16 protein-coding genes are annotated in these 18,093 nt (G+C 57.5%); 6 read left to right on the forward strand and 10 right to left on the reverse strand.

Annotated elements, in window-relative coordinates; genetic code table 11:
• The first annotated feature begins 154 nt into the window (after positions 1–154).
• Positions 155–1,624, forward strand: a complete 1,470-nt coding sequence (purB, locus tag PG731_RS01550; RefSeq protein WP_270771703.1) for an adenylosuccinate lyase — start codon at positions 155–157, stop codon at positions 1,622–1,624.
• A 240-nt stretch (positions 1,625–1,864) separates the two neighbouring features.
• Here purB and PG731_RS01555 read toward each other — a convergent pair whose 3' ends face one another.
• Together PG731_RS01555 and PG731_RS01560 are read right to left on the reverse strand one after the other, a co-directional pair.
• On the reverse strand, positions 1,865–2,083 hold the full coding sequence (locus PG731_RS01555) for a hypothetical protein (protein ID WP_219585522.1): 219 nt from the start codon (positions 2,081–2,083) through the stop codon (positions 1,865–1,867).
• Positions 2,084–2,241: 158 nt separating this feature from the next.
• The gene (locus tag PG731_RS01560; protein WP_270771706.1) at positions 2,242–3,126 is read right to left on the reverse strand and encodes a DMT family transporter; all 885 of its coding nucleotides are present in this window, start codon (positions 3,124–3,126) and stop codon (positions 2,242–2,244) included.
• A gap of 276 nt (positions 3,127–3,402) precedes the next feature.
• Between PG731_RS01560 and PG731_RS01565 the strand changes: the two genes are divergently transcribed.
• Complete coding sequence (locus PG731_RS01565) at positions 3,403–3,981, forward strand: hypothetical protein (protein ID WP_270771707.1); 579 nt, start codon at positions 3,403–3,405, stop codon at positions 3,979–3,981.
• A gap of 25 nt (positions 3,982–4,006) precedes the next feature.
• Here PG731_RS01565 and PG731_RS01570 read toward each other — a convergent pair whose 3' ends face one another.
• From PG731_RS01570 to PG731_RS01585, 4 genes are all read right to left on the reverse strand, one after another.
• Complete coding sequence (locus PG731_RS01570) at positions 4,007–4,609, reverse strand: 3'-5' exonuclease (RefSeq protein WP_270771709.1); 603 nt, start codon at positions 4,607–4,609, stop codon at positions 4,007–4,009.
• Complete coding sequence (locus tag PG731_RS01575; protein ID WP_270771711.1) at positions 4,602–6,323, reverse strand: glycoside hydrolase family 13 protein; 1,722 nt, start codon at positions 6,321–6,323, stop codon at positions 4,602–4,604. The genes PG731_RS01570 and PG731_RS01575 overlap by 8 nt, the downstream gene beginning before the upstream one ends.
• Positions 6,324–6,405: 82 nt before the next feature.
• Positions 6,406–7,044: a hypothetical protein gene (locus tag PG731_RS01580; protein WP_040318343.1), complete on the reverse strand. Its 639-nt coding sequence runs from the start codon at positions 7,042–7,044 to the stop codon at positions 6,406–6,408.
• 43 nt (positions 7,045–7,087) lie between these two features.
• Positions 7,088–8,584 (reverse strand): alpha/beta hydrolase, encoded by a 1,497-nt coding sequence (locus PG731_RS01585; RefSeq protein ID WP_270771712.1) that lies wholly within the window; start codon positions 8,582–8,584, stop codon positions 7,088–7,090.
• A 189-nt stretch (positions 8,585–8,773) separates the two neighbouring features.
• Here PG731_RS01585 and PG731_RS01590 point away from each other — a divergent pair, with 189 nt between their 5' ends.
• The 4 genes from PG731_RS01590 to PG731_RS01605 all read left to right on the forward strand — a co-directional run bounded on the left by PG731_RS01590 (position 8,774) and on the right by PG731_RS01605 (position 12,998).
• The gene (locus PG731_RS01590; protein WP_006680528.1) at positions 8,774–9,058 is read left to right on the forward strand and encodes a metal-sensitive transcriptional regulator; all 285 of its coding nucleotides are present in this window, start codon (positions 8,774–8,776) and stop codon (positions 9,056–9,058) included.
• A 45-nt stretch (positions 9,059–9,103) separates the two neighbouring features.
• Positions 9,104–9,349, forward strand: coding sequence for a heavy-metal-associated domain-containing protein (locus PG731_RS01595; protein WP_195224678.1), 246 nt, complete (start codon positions 9,104–9,106; stop codon positions 9,347–9,349).
• 204 nt (positions 9,350–9,553) lie between these two features.
• Positions 9,554–12,106 (forward strand): heavy metal translocating P-type ATPase, encoded by a 2,553-nt coding sequence (locus PG731_RS01600; protein WP_270771714.1) that lies wholly within the window; start codon positions 9,554–9,556, stop codon positions 12,104–12,106.
• 58 nt (positions 12,107–12,164) lie between these two features.
• The gene (locus PG731_RS01605) at positions 12,165–12,998 is read left to right on the forward strand and encodes a glycosyltransferase (protein ID WP_270771715.1); all 834 of its coding nucleotides are present in this window, start codon (positions 12,165–12,167) and stop codon (positions 12,996–12,998) included.
• Positions 12,999–13,091: 93 nt separating this feature from the next.
• Here the strand turns inward: PG731_RS01605 and PG731_RS01610 are convergent, their stop codons facing one another.
• From PG731_RS01610 to serS, 4 genes are all read right to left on the reverse strand, one after another.
• A complete protein-coding gene (locus PG731_RS01610) occupies positions 13,092–13,973 on the reverse strand; it encodes a DUF5926 family protein (RefSeq protein WP_270771717.1) in 882 nt (293 codons plus the stop codon).
• Positions 13,974–14,148: 175 nt separating this feature from the next.
• The gene (locus PG731_RS01615) at positions 14,149–15,741 is read right to left on the reverse strand and encodes a xylulokinase (protein WP_270771721.1); all 1,593 of its coding nucleotides are present in this window, start codon (positions 15,739–15,741) and stop codon (positions 14,149–14,151) included.
• 76 nt (positions 15,742–15,817) lie between these two features.
• A complete protein-coding gene (locus PG731_RS01620) occupies positions 15,818–16,765 on the reverse strand; it encodes an HAD hydrolase family protein (RefSeq protein ID WP_270771723.1) in 948 nt (315 codons plus the stop codon).
• A 6-nt stretch (positions 16,766–16,771) separates the two neighbouring features.
• Positions 16,772–18,046 carry a serine--tRNA ligase gene (serS, locus tag PG731_RS01625; RefSeq protein WP_270771725.1) on the reverse strand — a complete coding sequence of 425 codons (1,275 nt, stop codon included), beginning with the start codon at positions 18,044–18,046 and terminating at the stop codon, positions 16,772–16,774.
• Positions 18,047–18,093: the final 47 nt, after the last annotated feature.

Consider the following 18,093-nt stretch of genomic DNA (forward strand, 5'->3'; position numbering starts at 1 on the left):
GCCAGCCGCTCTGACGTTGAGCAGCCTCGTCCCCTATTGACCTGCGGATACACTGCCCGCTGTCTTTTCACGCGCACCCGAACGTGTCCGGCATCATCACCTTAGTTGCTGAACACCGGTTCTTAGTCGCGCGCCAACGTGAAAAGATGACACTATGAGCGCAAACTGGACTTCCCTTTTCTCTACCGATCATGGTTACGCCGATCTCGCAGCATCTGGTGAACCTTTGTCTCCGCTTGACGGTCGCTACCGCGCAGCCGTTGCACCTCTTGCGAATCACCTGTCCGAAGCCGGCTTGAATCGTGCGCGCGTGCACGTCGAAATTGAGTGGCTGATCCACCTGCTCGACAACGGCGTCCTTCCGGGCGCGCCGATCCTGACCGACGCTGAGCGCGACTACCTGCGCGCACTGCCCCGCGATTTTTCCGCCGACCACATCAAGCGCCTCGGCGAATTCGAAGCTGTTACGCGCCACGACGTGAAAGCTGTTGAATACCTCATCGGCGAATACCTTGAAGCCGCGTCCGGTGTGCTCGGTGAAGACTCCAGTCTGCCGAACCTCCGCGAGGTTGTCCACATTTTCTGCACCTCGGAAGACATCAACAACCTCGCTTACGCGCTCACCATCAAGGCTGGCGTCGAGCAGGTGTGGCTACCTGCCGCCCGCGAACTGCAGGCTCGACTGTTGCGCCTTGCTGAGGCCGGCGCAGATGCTCCGATGCTGGCACACACGCACGGTCAGCCCGCAACGCCCGTCACCATGGGCAAGGAAATGGCCGTGTTTGCACACCGTTTCGCTCGTCAGCTGGCACGCATCGAAAACACCGAATACTTGGGCAAGATCAACGGCGCCACGGGAACTTGGGCAGCGCACGTCGTTTCCGTCCCGAACGCTGATTGGCCGGTCATCGCTCGCAACTTCGTCGAAGGCTTGGGCCTGACCTGGAATCCGCTGACCACGCAGATCGAATCTCACGACTGGCAGGCAGAGCTTTACTCCGACGTTGCGCGCGCAGGACGTATCGCACACAACCTGGCAACCGACTGCTGGACCTACATTTCGATGGGCTACTTCCACCAGAACCTCGCAGCGCAGGGCTCCACCGGTTCGTCGACTATGCCCCACAAGGTGAACCCGATTCGCTTCGAGAATGCCGAAGCGAACCTGGAAGTCTCGTGCGCACTGCTCGATTCCTTGGCATCGACGCTGGTCACCTCGCGTATGCAGCGTGACCTGACCGACTCGACGACCCAGCGCAATATTGGTGTTGCCCTCGGGCACTCGATCCTCGCGTTCTTCAACCTGGTTCGTGGCCTTGACGGCGTTGACATTGACGTTAACCGTATGGCTGCCGACCTAGATGCGAACTGGGCAGTTCTCGGCGAAGCGGTTCAACAGGTCATGCGCACCGCGTCAATCGCCGGCGCGACCGGAATGGCGAACCCGTACGAGCGCCTGAAGGAGCTGACCCGTGGCCACGAGGTCGGAGCCAGCGAAATGCGTGAGTTCATCGCCGGTCTTGGATTGCCCGCAGAAGAAGAAGCTCGCCTTTGCGCTCTCACACCCGCAACCTACATCGGCCTGTCGACCGAAATAGCACACTGGGTGAACGACGAACGCTGATCCAACTGATCGCATAGGTTTCGGGAGTGAGCAATCTGCTCACTCCCGAAACTTTTACACCTTGACCTTTGAATCGATGCGCTAGCGACTGGGCGCGATCGAAACAATCAGGACACGGAATCCGAATCTTCCGAGACCACCACTCCCGGGTGAAAAATCTTATAGCAATATCAACTTTTACAAAAGCTAAGTTTTATAGTCGTTCGGCTGGACTGTTAATCCTATAATTTTAGACTTAGATCACTTACCATATTTCTTCTCCAGCTTCTCAATATCAGAGATATCAACCCATTCTTCAGAAAATCCACATTTACAACATACATATCTTTCTACTAAAACAGAAGATAGAGTAGTGAGACCTATAGGAATATTATTCCCTGTACCATAAGCTCCAACTTTACCTGGTATAAATAAAATATTGCCACTTCCGCACTTTGGGCATTTGCCGGATTTTTTCATAAGATTTTGCCTCCTAAAATTCTACTTTCTATTACTTTACTTTCGCATTTTAGATTAATTTTATAATTCATTCCAAAAAGCCTACTAATTTATATTTTAGTTCTCTAGTAGAGGGCTTGAAACCCAGTATCCACCGTTGCTATCTGCCGTTGTCATAATTATGACACGAGACCCTCATCTGCGGTCGAAGACTTCCGTGGAGCAAGCTCTGCCAAGAGCATCGCGCCCACCACCAGCGAGCCACCTGCGAACAGTCGCCACGTCAAATGCTCGCCACCAAAGAGGATCGCGAAGATCGCTGCGAACACGGGCTCCATCGTCATAATGACCGCGGCACTAGTCGCAGGAATTCTTGACTGCGCCCATGTTTGAAGTCCCACAGTTACGATGCCGGCAATGACCGCCATGTAGATCATGACCGCCCAACCGTTGATTCCCGACGGCAGGACGATCCCACCTGGCAAGGCTGAAACACCACAGATCACACCAAGAGCAATCAGCTGAATGGCTGCCAAATCAAGACCGGATTCCTGACCAGCCCACTGATCAAGAAGCACAATATGAACGGCAAACAACACAGCCGAAATGAAGGTCAGTCCCTCACCAAGTCCGACGCTAAAACCGTTCAGAGACAAAATCGACAACCCAGTAAACGCCAAGACCAGCGCAAACACGACGGGTTTTGAAATCGGCGTCCGGAACGCGATGAAAAGCAACAGTGGCGTCAGGATCACGTACATGCCCGTAATAAAACCGGACACCGACGCATCTGCCGTCTCCAGGCCAATCGTCTGCACGATTTGCGCCACGGCGAAGACCGTGCCCGCCATCAATCCGCGCTTCCACGTGGTGACAGGAGCTCGCAGAAGTGTGCGGCCTCGTAAAACAAAAATCACCAGCGCTGCAATGAAGAAGCGGACGCCCAGGAAGTCCAGCGTCGGAATCGCCGTCAGGATCCCCTTGATGATGAAGAACGTCGAGCCCCAGATCGCGGTCACACAGATCAGGGCCAGCATTGCAATGCCATCAACTCGGGTTTTCATCACGCCAGCCTAAACCAGGCGCTTGCACCCGCGCGCGCACGTCCACTTGAAGGTTCGGTATCGAAACACAACACTGCGACGAAACCACTTGCCAGGCGTTGCGCTGATTGACACCATCAATTTATGACAGTGTCGCAGCAAGAACTCCTAGTGAGCCACATTTCCATGGCCAGGCTCAAGCCGTATTTGAAGCGCACGGGAGGGGACATTCCCAAAAGCCTGGAACTATACTGTTGGCACGCCGAACTGGCGTCCGATGTTCATTTCATTCTGGGGATGACCGAAGTTTTTGTTCGCAACGCGATGGATCGGCAACTTCAGGAGTGGAACCACAAACAGGACCCTGAAGCGACCAGTTGGCTTCTTGAGGATCCAGCTCCCCCGCTCGATAAGCTCTCTGCTTCAAAGCGAAGCCAAGCGTTGAACTGGGCGAATAAGGAATCTAAACAAAAACCGAAGACTCACTCTCGCAAAGACCAGCCATCGCATGATGACGTCCTGTCCTGCGTCATGTTTGGAATGTGGGCGGATCTTCTTCCTCATCATGGGACAAGCACACCGTCAGATTTGGCCGGCTTGGAGGCAGAGAAGCATCGTCGCGCGTTGTGGAAACAGTGTCTGATTCACGCTTTCCCGAATGAGAAGGACCCCGACGGGTCAATCACCTACGGAAGGGTGGCGCGCCTACACAATCTGCGTAACCGCGTTGCGCACATGGAGTTCCTGTTAGACGACGACATTGACGCGCGCATGCATGATGCCTTCAAGTTGCTTGAGTCGATCGATCATCGCATTGCCGTGTGGGTCGGTTCGAAGAGCACGGTAAAAGACACCTTGAGCAGGTGCCCCATCTAAGAATGCGCTGGCTGAAAGGCTGTTTTCAGGGGGCAAGAGCGCCGTGCAGATCATCGCGGGACGCAAGGTGCCTGACGATTCGCGCACAAGCGTGAGCATCGGAACCCGCTTCGTGGTGATTCAGACTAAAGGTCGGGTCACATTCGTGAAGAACAGTCGGCAACTTATAGTTTTCGAGGCCCGGAAGCATTCGTCGTGCCGTCAAATACGAGCAGAAAAAATACTGGGGCAAAGAAAGCGTCCCAAAGTAGTCGTCCAAGTCTTTCCAGACTCGAGCGTCGAACATCGCGTTATGAGCGTAGACGGGGAGATCGCCAACGAAGCGTGCAATCTGGTCAGCGATTTGATCCCACATTGGAGCCGTCGCTACTTGACGCGGGCCGATTCCGTGAAGCCATGTGAATTCGAACCGGTTATAACCCTGCGGTGGCTGAATGAAGGTTGAGAATTCGTCAATCACCTGCCCGTCTTTCATTTTCACCAATGCCACCTGGCAGGCAGAGACTCCGCCACCGCGATTAGCGGTTTCGAAATCGACGGCAACAAAAGACGGTTGCCTCAGGAAGTGCAGGTTGGGAATGTATTTCGCATGAGAAGGCCAGCGCGACCTTGTTCTCTGTTCACTCATTGTCAGCACCACCATTCAGTGACCACCAGGATGTTGAATCGGCGGGCAAACACCACGTGCGGGAATCAGAATCAGTGCCACCAGCCAGTGACATTCCGTTATCCAACAGGTGCACGTCACAGTCGGCAACCGCAGTATTCAGGAGCATCTGGGCACCTTGAGGCACCTGGACCTCAACATCTTCTCCACCTGTATTCGTCGCGCAGAACAGTCTTCCCGCGCTGAACGCCAAAACTTCTTCGGGAACCCGATCAGCCCAGTGCACACGGTGCGCTGACCCAACAAGTTGGCGTCGGAGTCCACCCAATCGCATGTACAAAGACAGCATCGATGTTGGATCCTCACCCTGTTCGTCACGTGCCAACGCTCGGAATTCTTCAGGTTGAGGTAGCCACGGAGCAGAAGCACCATCGGGCCCAAAATCCATTGACGATCCGCGCTTCTTCCACGGCAGGGGGACACGACAGCCATCGCGGCCTCGTTGCTGACCATTCGTGCGAATCCACATCGGGTCTTGCCTAGCCCAATCGGGCAGATCGAGTACTTCTGGAAGTCCGAGTTCTTCACCTTGATACACATAGGCCGTTCCCGGCAGAGCAAAAAGCAACGCGGTTGCTGCCCGCGCACGACGCTTGCCCAGCACAGTATTCACGGGAGTATCTCGACGGGCATCGGCCAGCATGTCGAAAGGATCGGGATCTTTGTCGATGCGTTCCTGACCCAAGCGGGTAACCAGGCGGTGAACATCATGGTTCGCCAACGCCCACGCGGGCCCATCTTCTTGCCCGGCAACCGCGTAGGATTGCTCAATCGAGCGACGCAACCTATACGCAAACCAAGACTGAACCAGCAGGTCAAACGCGAATGACTGCTGAAGATGCCCGGGGGCCGTAAAACGAGTGAAAACCTCGGGATCATTGACCCACGCTTCGCCGACAAAATACTTCGGCGGATCGTAGGATTCGGCAAGCTGACGCCACTGCCTATAGATTTCGAAGAGCTCCGGCTGAGCCCACAAGCCCGACCGGTCCGCGTGCGTACCGCGCGGAATCGGAAGCGACTTCACCATTCCGTGCGCAACATCGATACGGAACCCGTCGACTCCACGGTCAAACCAGAATCGCAGAATATCGAGGAATTCGGCGCGAACATCCTGGTTACGCCAGTTGAAATCAGGTTGCGTGGAGTCAAAAAGATGCAGATACCACTGAGGGTTTTCGGTCCCATCGTCTAAGCGATCCCAGGCTGAGGCACCGAAAATCGACGGCCAGTCGTTCGGTGGCTGACTCCCGTCACCTTCCCCGTCGGCAAAGATAAAACGATCGCGTTCGGGTGAGCCGGGACCTGCGGAAATAGCGTCGATGAACCACTGGTGTTCGCTGGAACAGTGGTTGGGGACGATATCCATCAGCACGCGAATATCCCGCGCGTGAGCGTGCGCGACCAGCTGATCGAAATCGGCCAGAGTTCCGTAGTCGGGCAAGATCTGACGATAATCCGCGATGTCGTAGCCGTGGTCGTGTTGCGGAGATGGATAGCAGGGGTTCAGCCAAATCGCGTTAACGCCCAACTTCGCCAGATCGTCCAGCGACTGCGTCACGCCCGGCAGGTCACCAATCCCATCGCCGTTCGAGTCACGAAATGAGCGTACATAGACCTGATATGCGACCGCACCGCGCCACCACGCCCCATTGTGTTCCTGGTGAGCAGTCATTCCAATCCCCAATCTGATAGTCCGTTGCGCTCCGCACACTCCACTATTGTCCATCAGACCATGGAGAAACCGAATTGCGTTGTTATGGGCGCCAGTTCCGATCCGATGCGGGAGCACCGTATCGCTCGAACAGGTCGGTGGGTCGAGCGGTTCCGTCGTCGAATCCCAGTAGCGTCATATCCGCCATCACTATCGACGAGGCCGCACCCGTTTCGCTCATGTCCAGAGCATCTGCGGATATAGAGTTCTGGTCTGTCTGCCCCGCTGTGTCACAGTCGGCATCGGCTAGAACCTGCGCCATAATACGACCGCGGATAGCGAGTGGAGCTAATTCACCGTTGTCCCAGACAGCTTGGGTCGCCCCATCAAGGATCTCTCTCAAGTCATCTTCTTGGCACTCAGCTCCGTCGGTATCAACCGTGACATCGAAGGTCACCAGCGCCGGTTTCCCGAAGCCTTCCCCCACGTTCACCGACACATCGAAGTGAATGTCTTTCCCGCATTTTTCAGTAAGAGCATCATCGATCCCCGCTTCGATCAAAGTTTCAAAACGGTCTGATCGGCCTCGTCGACGTGTCGGCTTCATTGCGCGAAAGGCGATACCTGCACCCAACGCGCCAACGCCCAAGACCCCGATCAGCAGAGGGCTTCCGATCTGCGGAATCTGAGATTTCTTGCCGTTGCCGGCTGAAGGTATGCTCTGGCGCGACATGGCAGCCATCCGCATTCTCCGTCCGATTTTGGACAATTCTGAGCCTGTGGATTCACTCGTCATTGGGTGTCCTTTCCAGGGAGGGGAAGTCATTCACAGTCGATGTGAGTAGCGCCCCTTCATCGGAGTCACTGGATGCAACTGAGACGGTGGCGCGCGATGAGGAGGGTGGCCACGAGACATCGAATTCCACGGGAGTGACGGAATCGTCTTTTGCAAGCGTTACCACCGGGTCGAATGTCTCAAAAGAGGTCGGCGTTGTGACGTCCTGCCAGATTTCGTAAAACATGACGCGCGTGACCTCGTCATCTTGAGGAAGAAAATCCTGTAGTGCGGCAACAGCGGACGCGGTTCGACCCCACGGATTGACCTTCACCATGCGCTCCAACTGACGCGCTGTTTCGGTGTACGTTGCCGACGAATGGGCGTAATAGAGAGGCTGGCGGCGCGGCCGCACCAACTTACGACCGATCGTGACTCGGTGATCGGCCTGACGCGCCGGAGTCCCATCCATCGACGGGATAACGTCCTGGTCGTGAGCCAGCGACACCATGGTGACGTCCGGGCGAATCCGATACCTGCGCGCCGGTGCTCCCGTCGCCAGAATTGCTTGCACGTCGAGGCCGGCCGTCTTGGGATTCATCGACGCCAACACGGTCGCAATCAATCCCCCCTGCGAATGACCGCAGATCAACACCGGTTCCGTTGCATACTCTCCCGGGTTAAGCCCATCGCGTTTCATTGCATCGTGGATCGCCATGACAAGCCCACTGCGCATATTCGATTCGATACCGATCATTTCGCGGATGTTTGATTCCATATCCGCGGGATTCGCGTTCGATTCGAAGTCCATATGCGCCGTTCCGGGCAGGGATACCAGCCATCTGCGGGCTTCCCCTTCTCCGACGCGGGTTATTTTCACCGTGTTCCCGTCGGTCATCGACCAGTACATGTCGTCAATATCGGCGCATAGATCGCCCAGACTCTGGGGGGCTTCCCAGCGACGAAGTGCAGCTGTGGCGTGTCCGGCTGGGGGATCAATGGACGAGGCTTCGGCTGAATCTGCGATCACTTGGGCGTGAACAGGGCCGGAATGAATGTAGCCCACGGCCGTTCCGATCGACAGCATTCCGGTCATCAATGTGTCGTATGCGCGTTTGGGAACAAGGGGAAGTGCTTGAGCTGCTCGTTTCCCCATTGGACTATCGGGTTCAAGGGCGATACGAGCACGCATCACCGTCTTTGCCACGTGGGAAACGGCCTGCGCACTACCGGCGAGGAAGCGGACGAAGAGCGTATCAAGACCGGGTTCGTCGAAGAAAAGGCGTTGCGAGCGCTCAGATGAATCGTCGCCCATCGATTGAGAGGCGTGGCGAGCTTTTTGTCGCATCTCTTCAGAGAGGACGGGTAGTTCTGATACAAGACCTAATGCTCCGGAGGCAAGGAGTGCTGGCACCAAAGGAATCAGGCGCATGGCGGTGTAAGCGGGAGAAAACGACTGGGGAACACGGCGAGGCGCATAGATGCGTGGTGTACGACGATGCGCCATGGCTTCTCCTTTCCCACTGTTCCTTATGTTTCAAGCGTAGTGCGGTCAGCACAAGGCGCAATCGGGGACAACCCCTGTTTATTTGCTTGTTCCCTGAGGTCCACACGTACCATGACAGACTTCAGCCATTGACACTCATACCCCCTAGGGGTATCTTCATTTGAGAAGGACAAGCAGGAAAGGCGACCCATGGCATACGGATATTCAGCCTCCACTGACCGTTATCTGGCCAGACTCCGCCGTATTGAAGGACAGGTTCGCGGACTCCAGCGCATGGTCAGCGAAAACGAGTACTGCATCGACATCATTACGCAGATGTCCGCCGTCCAATCAGCGCTCAATTCCGTTGCCATCGGCCTGCTGGAAGACCACATGAACCACTGCGTCGTCCACGCCGCCAAAGAATCCGACGAAGCCGCGCACGAAAAGATTGAAGAGGCCACCAAGGCAATCGCCCGGCTCATCAAGTCCTGAACCACCTACTGTGCACGATCCAGCCACAACAACAAGGAGAACGCCATGACCATGGAAATTGATCGCACCGTTGAACTCGCCGTTAATGGCCTGACCTGCGGACACTGCGTCCAGTCCGTCACCGAGGAACTATCCGAAGTTGCCGGCGTGAAGAACGTTGACGTCATCCTCAACTCCGGTGCCACCTCCAAGGTCACCCTCGTATCCGACGTTGCCCTTGACGATGATGCCCTGCGTGAAGCCGTGTCCGAAGCAGGCTTCGAGCTGGTCAGCATCACCCGCGACTTCTGAGACCCTCGGGCGCGGGCGATGCCCGCGCCCGACCTCGTTCCTCAAAACTGGCCGGCACCTGGCCCAACATAACGCGCCACGTCCTCGACCACCTCCCTTCCGCGCCCGGACACCCACGACCGCCCGCGGGCACACCACCAGTCGGCATGCCCACACACTCAGCCTTCGTGACACGTCCCGGCAAGCGGACAAGGAAAGACAACCGTGTCCATATCCCCCACTCTTCACTCCGTCGCCCCCGTTTCCGACTCCTATAATTCCGAGGGCACAACCCACATCGGCGAAGGCGTCAAAGTTCATGCGCAGAACCTCAAACGCCGACTGATCATCTGCATCCCCTTCTGGCTGATCGCAATGCTTGTGTCGATGGTGCCCGCCTGGCAGTTCGTCGGCTGGCAGTGGGTTGTCGCCATTGCGTCGATCCCCGTCACCACTTGGGGTGCATGGACCTTCCACAAGGCAGCCTTTGCGGCTGGGCGCCACGGATCAACAACGATGGACACCCTGGTGTCACTGGGCGTCATTGCGTCCTCCCTGTGGAGCTGGTGGGCTCTCCTCTTCGGTGGCGCAGGCGAACTCGGCATACGCATGTCGATGAGTCTCTTTCCACGCGCAGCCACGGCCACACACCACGCGGAACTCTATTTCGAGGGAGCCTGCACGATCACCGTGTTCCTTCTGAGCGGACGGTGGATGGAAGCGCGCGCTCGATACCGCGCCGGCAACGCACTGCGAGCACTGCTTGAACTCGGCGCAAAGGAAGCGACGAAGATCGAAGTCGATCCCGCCACCGGCGAGCGTCACGAAATGGTTGTTCCGGCAGCATCTTTACAGGTCGGCGACATGTTCATCGTTCGCCCCGGCGAGAAGGTAGCCACAGACGGCATCGTTGTTGAAGGCCAGTCCACACTCGACACTTCCCTACTGACCGGCGAATCGGTGCCCGAAGACGTCAGCGTGGGCGACGAGGTCACCGGCGCGACAATCAACACGTGGGGCACCCTCACGGTCAAGGCAACCCGAGTCGGAGCCGACACTACTTTTGCTCGCATCGGCGCGATGGTGAGCCAAGCGCAGGCCAGTAAAGCCCCTGTTCAGCGACTTGCCGACCGTCTTTCCGGAGTCTTCGTTCCAATCGTCATCGGCATCGCACTGCTGACCTTGATCGGCTGGCTGATCGCTGGAGCATCTCTACAGACAGCCTTTACCGCCGGCGTCGCCGTGCTGGTTGTCGCCTGCCCATGCGCACTCGGCTTGGCGACTCCGACCGCCCTTCTGGTGGGATCCGGTCGCGCATCCCAGCTGGGTATCGTCATCAAATCCGCTGAAACGCTGGAGCAGACGCGAACGATCGACACGATCGTTCTGGATAAGACCGGCACCGTCACCACCGGCAAGATGTCGCTGGAAAGCATCGTTACTCTACCGGAGTCGAACAGCGACCGACTATCGGAAGACACAATCCTCGGCCTTGCTGCCGCGGTTGAGTCCGCGTCCGAGCACCCTATTGCTCGCGCCATTGTCGCCGGTGCGGGCGCGCGGGGAGTCGCGGCCTCGTCGATTCGCGGATTCTCGAACCACGCAGGACGTGGTGTATCTGCGCTGATAGACACCCCTTCCGGTGGCGATTCGCTGGTGTTGGTTGGACGCGCGTCATGGCTGGATTCTCTGGGCGTCACTATTCCGTATGAGGTCGAGTCTGCAATTGCCACCGCCGAAGCAAGTGGCGCGACCGCAATCGTGATCGCCCGGACGGGCCAGTGGAGTGATTCCAACGAGGCCGGCCACGCTCACCCAGCCACCACAGTAGAATCGGTGGCCAACTCTTCCACCTCCGAGTCGGCAGAAACTTCGATTGGCGTCCCCGGCTTGACCGCGCCCGCTCCCCTGGCCACAATCACGATGAACGTCCAGGGCATGACGTGCGCGTCGTGTGTGCGCAGGGTCGAGAGGAAGCTCGGCACACTCGACGGTGTCAGTGCCTCGGTGAACCTTGCGACCGAGTCCGCGACGATCACGCTGACCGAACCGCACACGGATGAAGAACTCGAAACCATCGTCAACAACGCGGGATATCAAGGAACCGTACTTGCGCGAACCGACGTATCTGCGTCAGAGACGGCGATGTCAGCGAACACCGAAGAGAAGGCGACCTCCGCTCAGAGGATCCTGCCGGAGCATATTGAAGGCTATGCGTACGGTGTTCTGGTTGTTCGCGACACCGTGAAGGACACGTCTAAGACCGCAATCGAGCAGCTCAAGGGATTGGGGATTGAGCCGATCCTGCTGACCGGAGACAACGAGGCAGCCGCTCAACATGTTGCTCAGCAAGTTGGTATTTCGCGCGTTATTTCGCAGGTCATGCCGGAAAAGAAGTTCGACGTCATCAAGGGCTTGCAGGATGAGGGACACGTTGTCGCCATGGTTGGCGACGGCGTAAACGACGCTGCGGCACTTGCTCAGGCGGGCGCCCATGGCCTGGGGATCGCTATGGGATCAGGGACCGATGTTGCGATCGAGGTCGCCGACATTACGTTGGTCAATTCCGACTTGACCAGCGCAGCCACTGCCATCCGCATTTCGCGCCGTACCCTGCGCATCATTAAGGGCAATCTGTTCTGGGCATTTGCCTACAACGTTGCGATGATTCCGCTGGCAATCGCCGGCCTGCTGAACCCCATGCTTGCGTCGGCTGCGATGGCGTTCTCATCCGTGTTCGTTGTGTTGAATTCGTTGCGTTTGCGTTCAGCACAATAGCGGGTCACCACGTGAACAACTGCCCTAACAGACTTTGCCAGTGTTTTACACTGTAAGAGTGAATCCTCCCAGTCTGCCAGCGCGGTCAAACGTCGCTCCTCAACGAGTGGCAGCCATCATCCCAGCCCACAATGTTGGCCACGATGTTGCCGGTACTGTGCGCGCATGCCGAGCCATCCCCGGCGTCGATCTGCTGATCGTCGTCGACGATGGGTCCGATGACAACACGGGAGCTGCCGCCCGCGCCGCCGGTGCAGTCGTCGTCCGCCATTCTGTGGAACGAGGCCGCGCATCCGCCATCGAGACTGGCGTCAAAGTGGCCGCGATGCGTGATCGGGCGGATTGGCCTGCGCGTCTTCTTCTTGTTCTGAACGCTGACTTGGGCGATTCGGCGGTTGAGGCTACTGCGCTTGTTGAGTCCGTGATGAACGGTGAAGCCGACTGCGCTTGTTCTATTCCCATAGGAATGAGCCTCACGTCGAAATTGGGACGGGCTGCGCAGTTGGCGCGTCGCGTTATTCGACGCGCAACCGGCTGGGAACCCGCTTACCCGCTTGCGTCCGTGCGTTGCGTGACACGCGAGGGAATCACGGCAGCTATGCCCTTTATGAACGGGTACGGCTTGGAAATTGCGATGACGATTGATGTGCTCAACGCGGGCTTGTCGATCATTGAAATTCCCTGCAGTTTCGAACGCACCGGTGCAGATAAATCATTCGGCGATTTGAACCCGCGTACGCGCTTCACCGATACGACGATCGCTTCAATTCGCACGGTATTCGGTCGCGCAAAAGCGCGCCACCATCACCCGCACCTGTATGCGAATGCTCGCCAGGGCGTTGGAATCCCCTACCCATGCGTTGCACGTGATCGGGAAGTCACTGACGTCTAGCCGTTCAAGGATTTCAACCGTAAAACTTGGGTGCCCTGCTTGGGAGGATCCCAAGCAGGGCACCATACGCTTGTCAGCGACTCACACCATCAATCAGCGGATCGTCACCTGACGCGAGACCATGCCCTGGCGAGCACGACGCTCATCAGCGGTCAGTGGCTCCTTCACGGCAAGAGCCTTTTCAAGCTCGGTTGCCAGGGTTGCTGCGTCTTCGGCGATGTCATCAGCAGTCGCACCCTCGGCAAGTTCGAAGACCGGGATTGCGATGCCACATGCACGGAACGCCCCTACGAAGCGCGAGCCCTCACCCATGCGAGCCTTGCCAGCTGCCTGCAGGCGAGCCAAGCCGGTGAACAGCGCGGACTCTTCCACGTCGGTCACGTAGCGCACGAAGTTACGGTTCATCTCGCACCAGAACATGCCGGTAACACCGGGAACTGCGACGGTCGGGATGACCTCGTCGCGGTTTTCTTCAAGCGCACGAGCGGTCTGCTCGTCCATTTCCTCTTCCGGGTTCAACCAGAAGTGGAAGTTTTCTTCCAGGCTCATTTCGCCGAAGCCTTCCGGATCCAGGATGTCCTGGAGACGATCGGAAGGTTCGCGCACATCAATGTCAATAACGCCCTCGACGCCGTCGGCCTTGGCTGCAATCGCTGCGAGAATTGCAGCGCCAGCGTCGTGTGACAGGTCGGCCGAGTTGAAACGAGTCTGAGCTGCAACCAGAATTCGACCATCGCCACGCACCATCGCGGGATGACCGTCCGGGAGCAGAGTGACGAAATCGAATTCGACCGCGCCATGCTCAGCGTTAGTGCGTGCGCTCATGATGGCGCACGGGAGGATCTCGCGCATGGCGACCAGTTCAACCTCACCCTTGAGACCCTCGTAAGGGCGGGAAACGAACGGAATCGGAGCGCGGAATGCCGGACGAGCGGCAGGATTTGTTACCTTCTTGCGGCGGCTTGCTTTACCCATAGTCCAAATCGTAGCGGTAGCGCGCCCACCGGCGTTATTCCGCGTCCGGTTCGGCGCTAGTCCAATCGGGCACAATCAAGCGCGGTGCGACAATGCAGATGATCCCGGCCTCGTCATTATTATTCACGAGGCCGGGGCCGCAAGCGAAACTGGCACCTGGAAGTGCCCGGAAAATTCAACTATTATCCGCGGCAGCCTGAACGGCCGGAAGAGCTGCCTTGAAGCGTTCCAGGAACTTCTCGTACGCCTTAGCATCATCGGGATCCGCGTCGATGACGCTAGCCTGGACGTTCGCGAACACTTTGGAATCAAGATATTCGGGAAGAGTCTCATCTTCACCGCGCGACTTCATGAACTGAGCGAGCACCGCGATACCCCACGCGCCACCCTCGCCAGCGGTTTCACCAACGGACGCCGCAATCCCCAGCGAATCCGCGAGGATTTTCTGCGCCACACCCGGCGTCTTGAACAGACCACCGTGAGCGAAAACCTTGTCCAGCCCGACCCCTTCATCGGCAAGAATGTCGAGTCCAATACGGACGGCTGCGAAGACGCTCATCAGCTGAACGCGGAACGCATTCGCCAAGGTGAACGTGGCATCCGGGGTGTGAGTGAACAGCGGGCGACCGCCTTCCAAGCCCATGATCGGCTCTGCGGACAGCGTGTTGTATGCCAGCAATCCCGCACCGTCGGCATCACCCTTCAGCGCGTTGAAGTACAAAAGGTCATACACGTCAGAAACCTTCATATCCATGCCCGCAAGCTTCGCAAACTCGACGAACATGCCGACCCACTCATCCAACTCGGACGAACCGTTATTCGAGTGAACCATCGCCACCGGCGAACCGTCGGGAGTCGTCACCATATCGACCTCAGTGTGCAGGCGCTTCAACGCTTTCTCCAGCACAATCATGAGGAACACGGAGGTGCCACACGAAATGTTACCCGTACGCTGAGCCACCGAATTCGTCGCCACCATGCCCGTACCGGCGTCACCTTCAGGCGGACACATCGCAATACCCGGGCGGAGTGTGCCCGTCGGGTCAAGCAACAGCGCGCCTTCTTCGGTCAGGACACCCGCATCTTCGCCAGCACTCAAAACCGTCGGAAGCAGGTCGGACAACCGCCACGGCAGATGCCGCGGAGCAACCAACTCGTCGTAGGAAGTAACCATCGACGCATCAAAATCGCCGGCAACCGAATCAATCGGGAACATACCCGACGCGTCACCAATACCCAGAACATGGCGACCAGTCAGTTGCTCATGCACCCAACCAGACAGAGTATTGATCGACGCAATCTGAGGAACGTGCGTCTCTTCATCAATGACCGCCTGATGAAGATGAGCAATCGACCAGCGAAGCGGAATATTGAAGTGGAACGTATCGATCAGCTCGGCCGCGGCGCGACCCGTGTTCGTGTTACGCCACGTCCTAAACGGAGCAAGCTGCTTGCCATCGGCATCAAACGCAAGGTAGCCATGCATCATCGCCGAAATACCCAGCGAACCGTAGGTCGTAGGAACAACACCGTAGCGTTCCTTCACCTGCGCAACCAGCGTCGCATAGGCATCACACAAGCCTTCTTTGACGGCGGAAAGGCTGTATGACCAGAGGCCGTCGACAATCTGGTTCTCCCACGAATGAGCACCCGTCGCCAGAACCTCGTGGTCGGGGCCAATAAGAACAGCCTTAATTCGGGTTGAGCCGAGCTCGATGCCCAGCGCGGTCTGGCCGTTTTCAATCAGCTCTTGAACTGTAGCGCTCATGCGTTTAGTCCTCCACTTGTCATCGTTGACGTGCCGAAATTGTTTCACGCGTTATCGACACCACGCTATCACTGACTCAAATGTCCGTAAGGGTTTGCCCACAATGACGAAGAAGTGCACAGATGATGGCCGCAGCACCATCATTTTCGACGGCCCCTGTGACAAAATCACCGGATTTCTTCACACCATCATCGGCGCCACCCATGACAACGCCGAAGTTTGCCCACTCAATCATGGGAACATCATTCGTGCCATCACCGATCGCGACAGTGCCTTCAAAGGGAACACCCAAGTCGGCGCTCAGCGTTTCAAGCCCGCTGGCTTTCGTTACTCCTAGGGGAAGAACGTCAGCCCAACTGGTCCAACCGATCGAGCATTCCCAGTTCCCAATAACTCCCGCATTGGTCAAAGCAATTTCAAACTCTTCACGGTTCATCGCCGGTTCACGAATGACAACCTTGATCGCGTCAGCTACCTTGAGGTCTTCGATCGGTTTCACGGCGAATTTTTCGATCAGTTCCCCGGGTGGAAAAACGTCGGAGATGAGGAACATTCCAGGAATTTCCACACCGATCAGAGCATTCGGCATCTCCTGACCAACCTGGTCAACCAAAGTCGACGGATCAAAAGTGGAAATGTCAGCAGACAATGCGCCAGAAGCATACGCGTCAGAAAAGTGAACGCGGATAGCACCGTTCGAGCAGAGCGCCCACGTACGAGGATCCCCCAGTTGCTCAAGCACCGGCTGCGTTGCTTCCAACGAACGCCCCGTCGCAATAACGACGTTCATCCCCGCACCTTCAGCAGCGCCGATTGCTGCGCGCACACGCGCCGACGCCCCCGTCGGTAAGAGCACCGTTCCATCAAGGTCAAGACCGATCAGGATCTTCTTCGGATCCGTCGGTATCGATTCGGGCAACGCCTGAAATGCCGATTCGACCAGTGACTCAAACTGGATCGGTGCCTCACCCGATGGGGGCGGGGACACAAGGTTAACGATGGGTGCGTTGGAAGTTTCAGCCATGTGATGTCACTTGACGGGCTTGAGCACTTCCAGACCACCTAGGTACGGGCGCAGTGCTTCGGGAACGTAGACCGAGCCGTCTGCCTGCTGGTGATTTTCGAGGATCGAAACCAGCCAGCGAGTGGTGGCAAGAGTGCCGTTCAGCGTCGCCACTGCGGCCATGCCATCTTCGCGGCGCTCACGAATGCCCAGGCGACGTGCCTGGAAAGTGGTGCAGTTCGAGGTCGACGTGACCTCCATGTAGCGTTCCTGGGTCGGCAGCCATGCTTCGCAGTCGAACTTGCGTGCAGCCGAGGTGCCGAGGTCGCCGGCAGCCGTGTCAATGACGCGGTAGGGAAGCTCAACCTTGCGGAGCATTTCTTCTTCCCATGCCAGGAAGCGCTGGTGCTCTTCTTCGGCCTGCTCGGGACGGCAGTAGGAGAACATTTCAGCCTTGTTGAACTGGTGGACGCGGATGATGCCACGTGTGTCCTTGCCTGCAGAACCGGCTTCGCGACGGTAGCAGGTGGACCACCCCAGGTAACGCTTCGGACCGTCGGACAGATCGAGGATCTCGTCGGCGTGGTAGCCCGCAAGGGCCACTTCGGACGTACCGGTCAGGTACAGGTCGTCAGCGGGCAGGTAGTAGATCTCGTCCGAGTGCTCGTTGAGGAAGCCGGTACCGCCCATGACTGCGGGGGTCACGAGAGTCGGGGTCATCATCGGGACAAAACCAGCCTTCACGGCCTGATCGAGTGCCATTGTCATCAGGGCGAGTTCAAGGCGAGCGCCGATGCCCTTGAGGTAGTAGAAGCGCGCGCCGGAGACCTTTGCGCCACGCTTGGTGTCAATCGCGTCGAGGCCTTCACCAATGGCCAGGTGGTCTGCGGGTTCGAAGCCTTCGGCTGCGAAGTCACGTGGCTTGGGGCCTTCGTGGCGCAGGACGACGAAGTCTTCTTCACCACCAACCGGAACACCATCGAGGACGAGGTTCGGCAACAGGCGTGCAAGACGGTCAGCCTCTGCGTCCGCTTCGTTCGCCTTGGCTTCGAGAGCCTTCACCTGTTCGGCAAGTTCCTTCGCCTGAGCGAGAATCGCAGGGCGTTCTTCCTTGGATGCCTTACCGACCGACTTGGAAACTTCCTTCTGGGTAGATCGAAGGGATTCGAAATCCTGCAGGCTGGTGCGACGCAGTGCATCAGCTTCAAGGATGCGGTCGACAAGTTCAACATCGCCACCGCGTGCGCGCTGGGACGCGCGGGCGGGCTCAGGGTTTTCACGAAGTGCGCGAATATCAATCATGTTTCCAATCTTAGGGCAGGGCTCGGCCTAGCGTTATTCACGACCAA

The sequence above is a fragment of the Pauljensenia sp. OF14-1SRA genome, from assembly GCF_027694595.1.
GTDB classification, from domain to species: Bacteria; Actinomycetota; Actinomycetes; order Actinomycetales; family Actinomycetaceae; genus Pauljensenia; species Pauljensenia turicensis_B.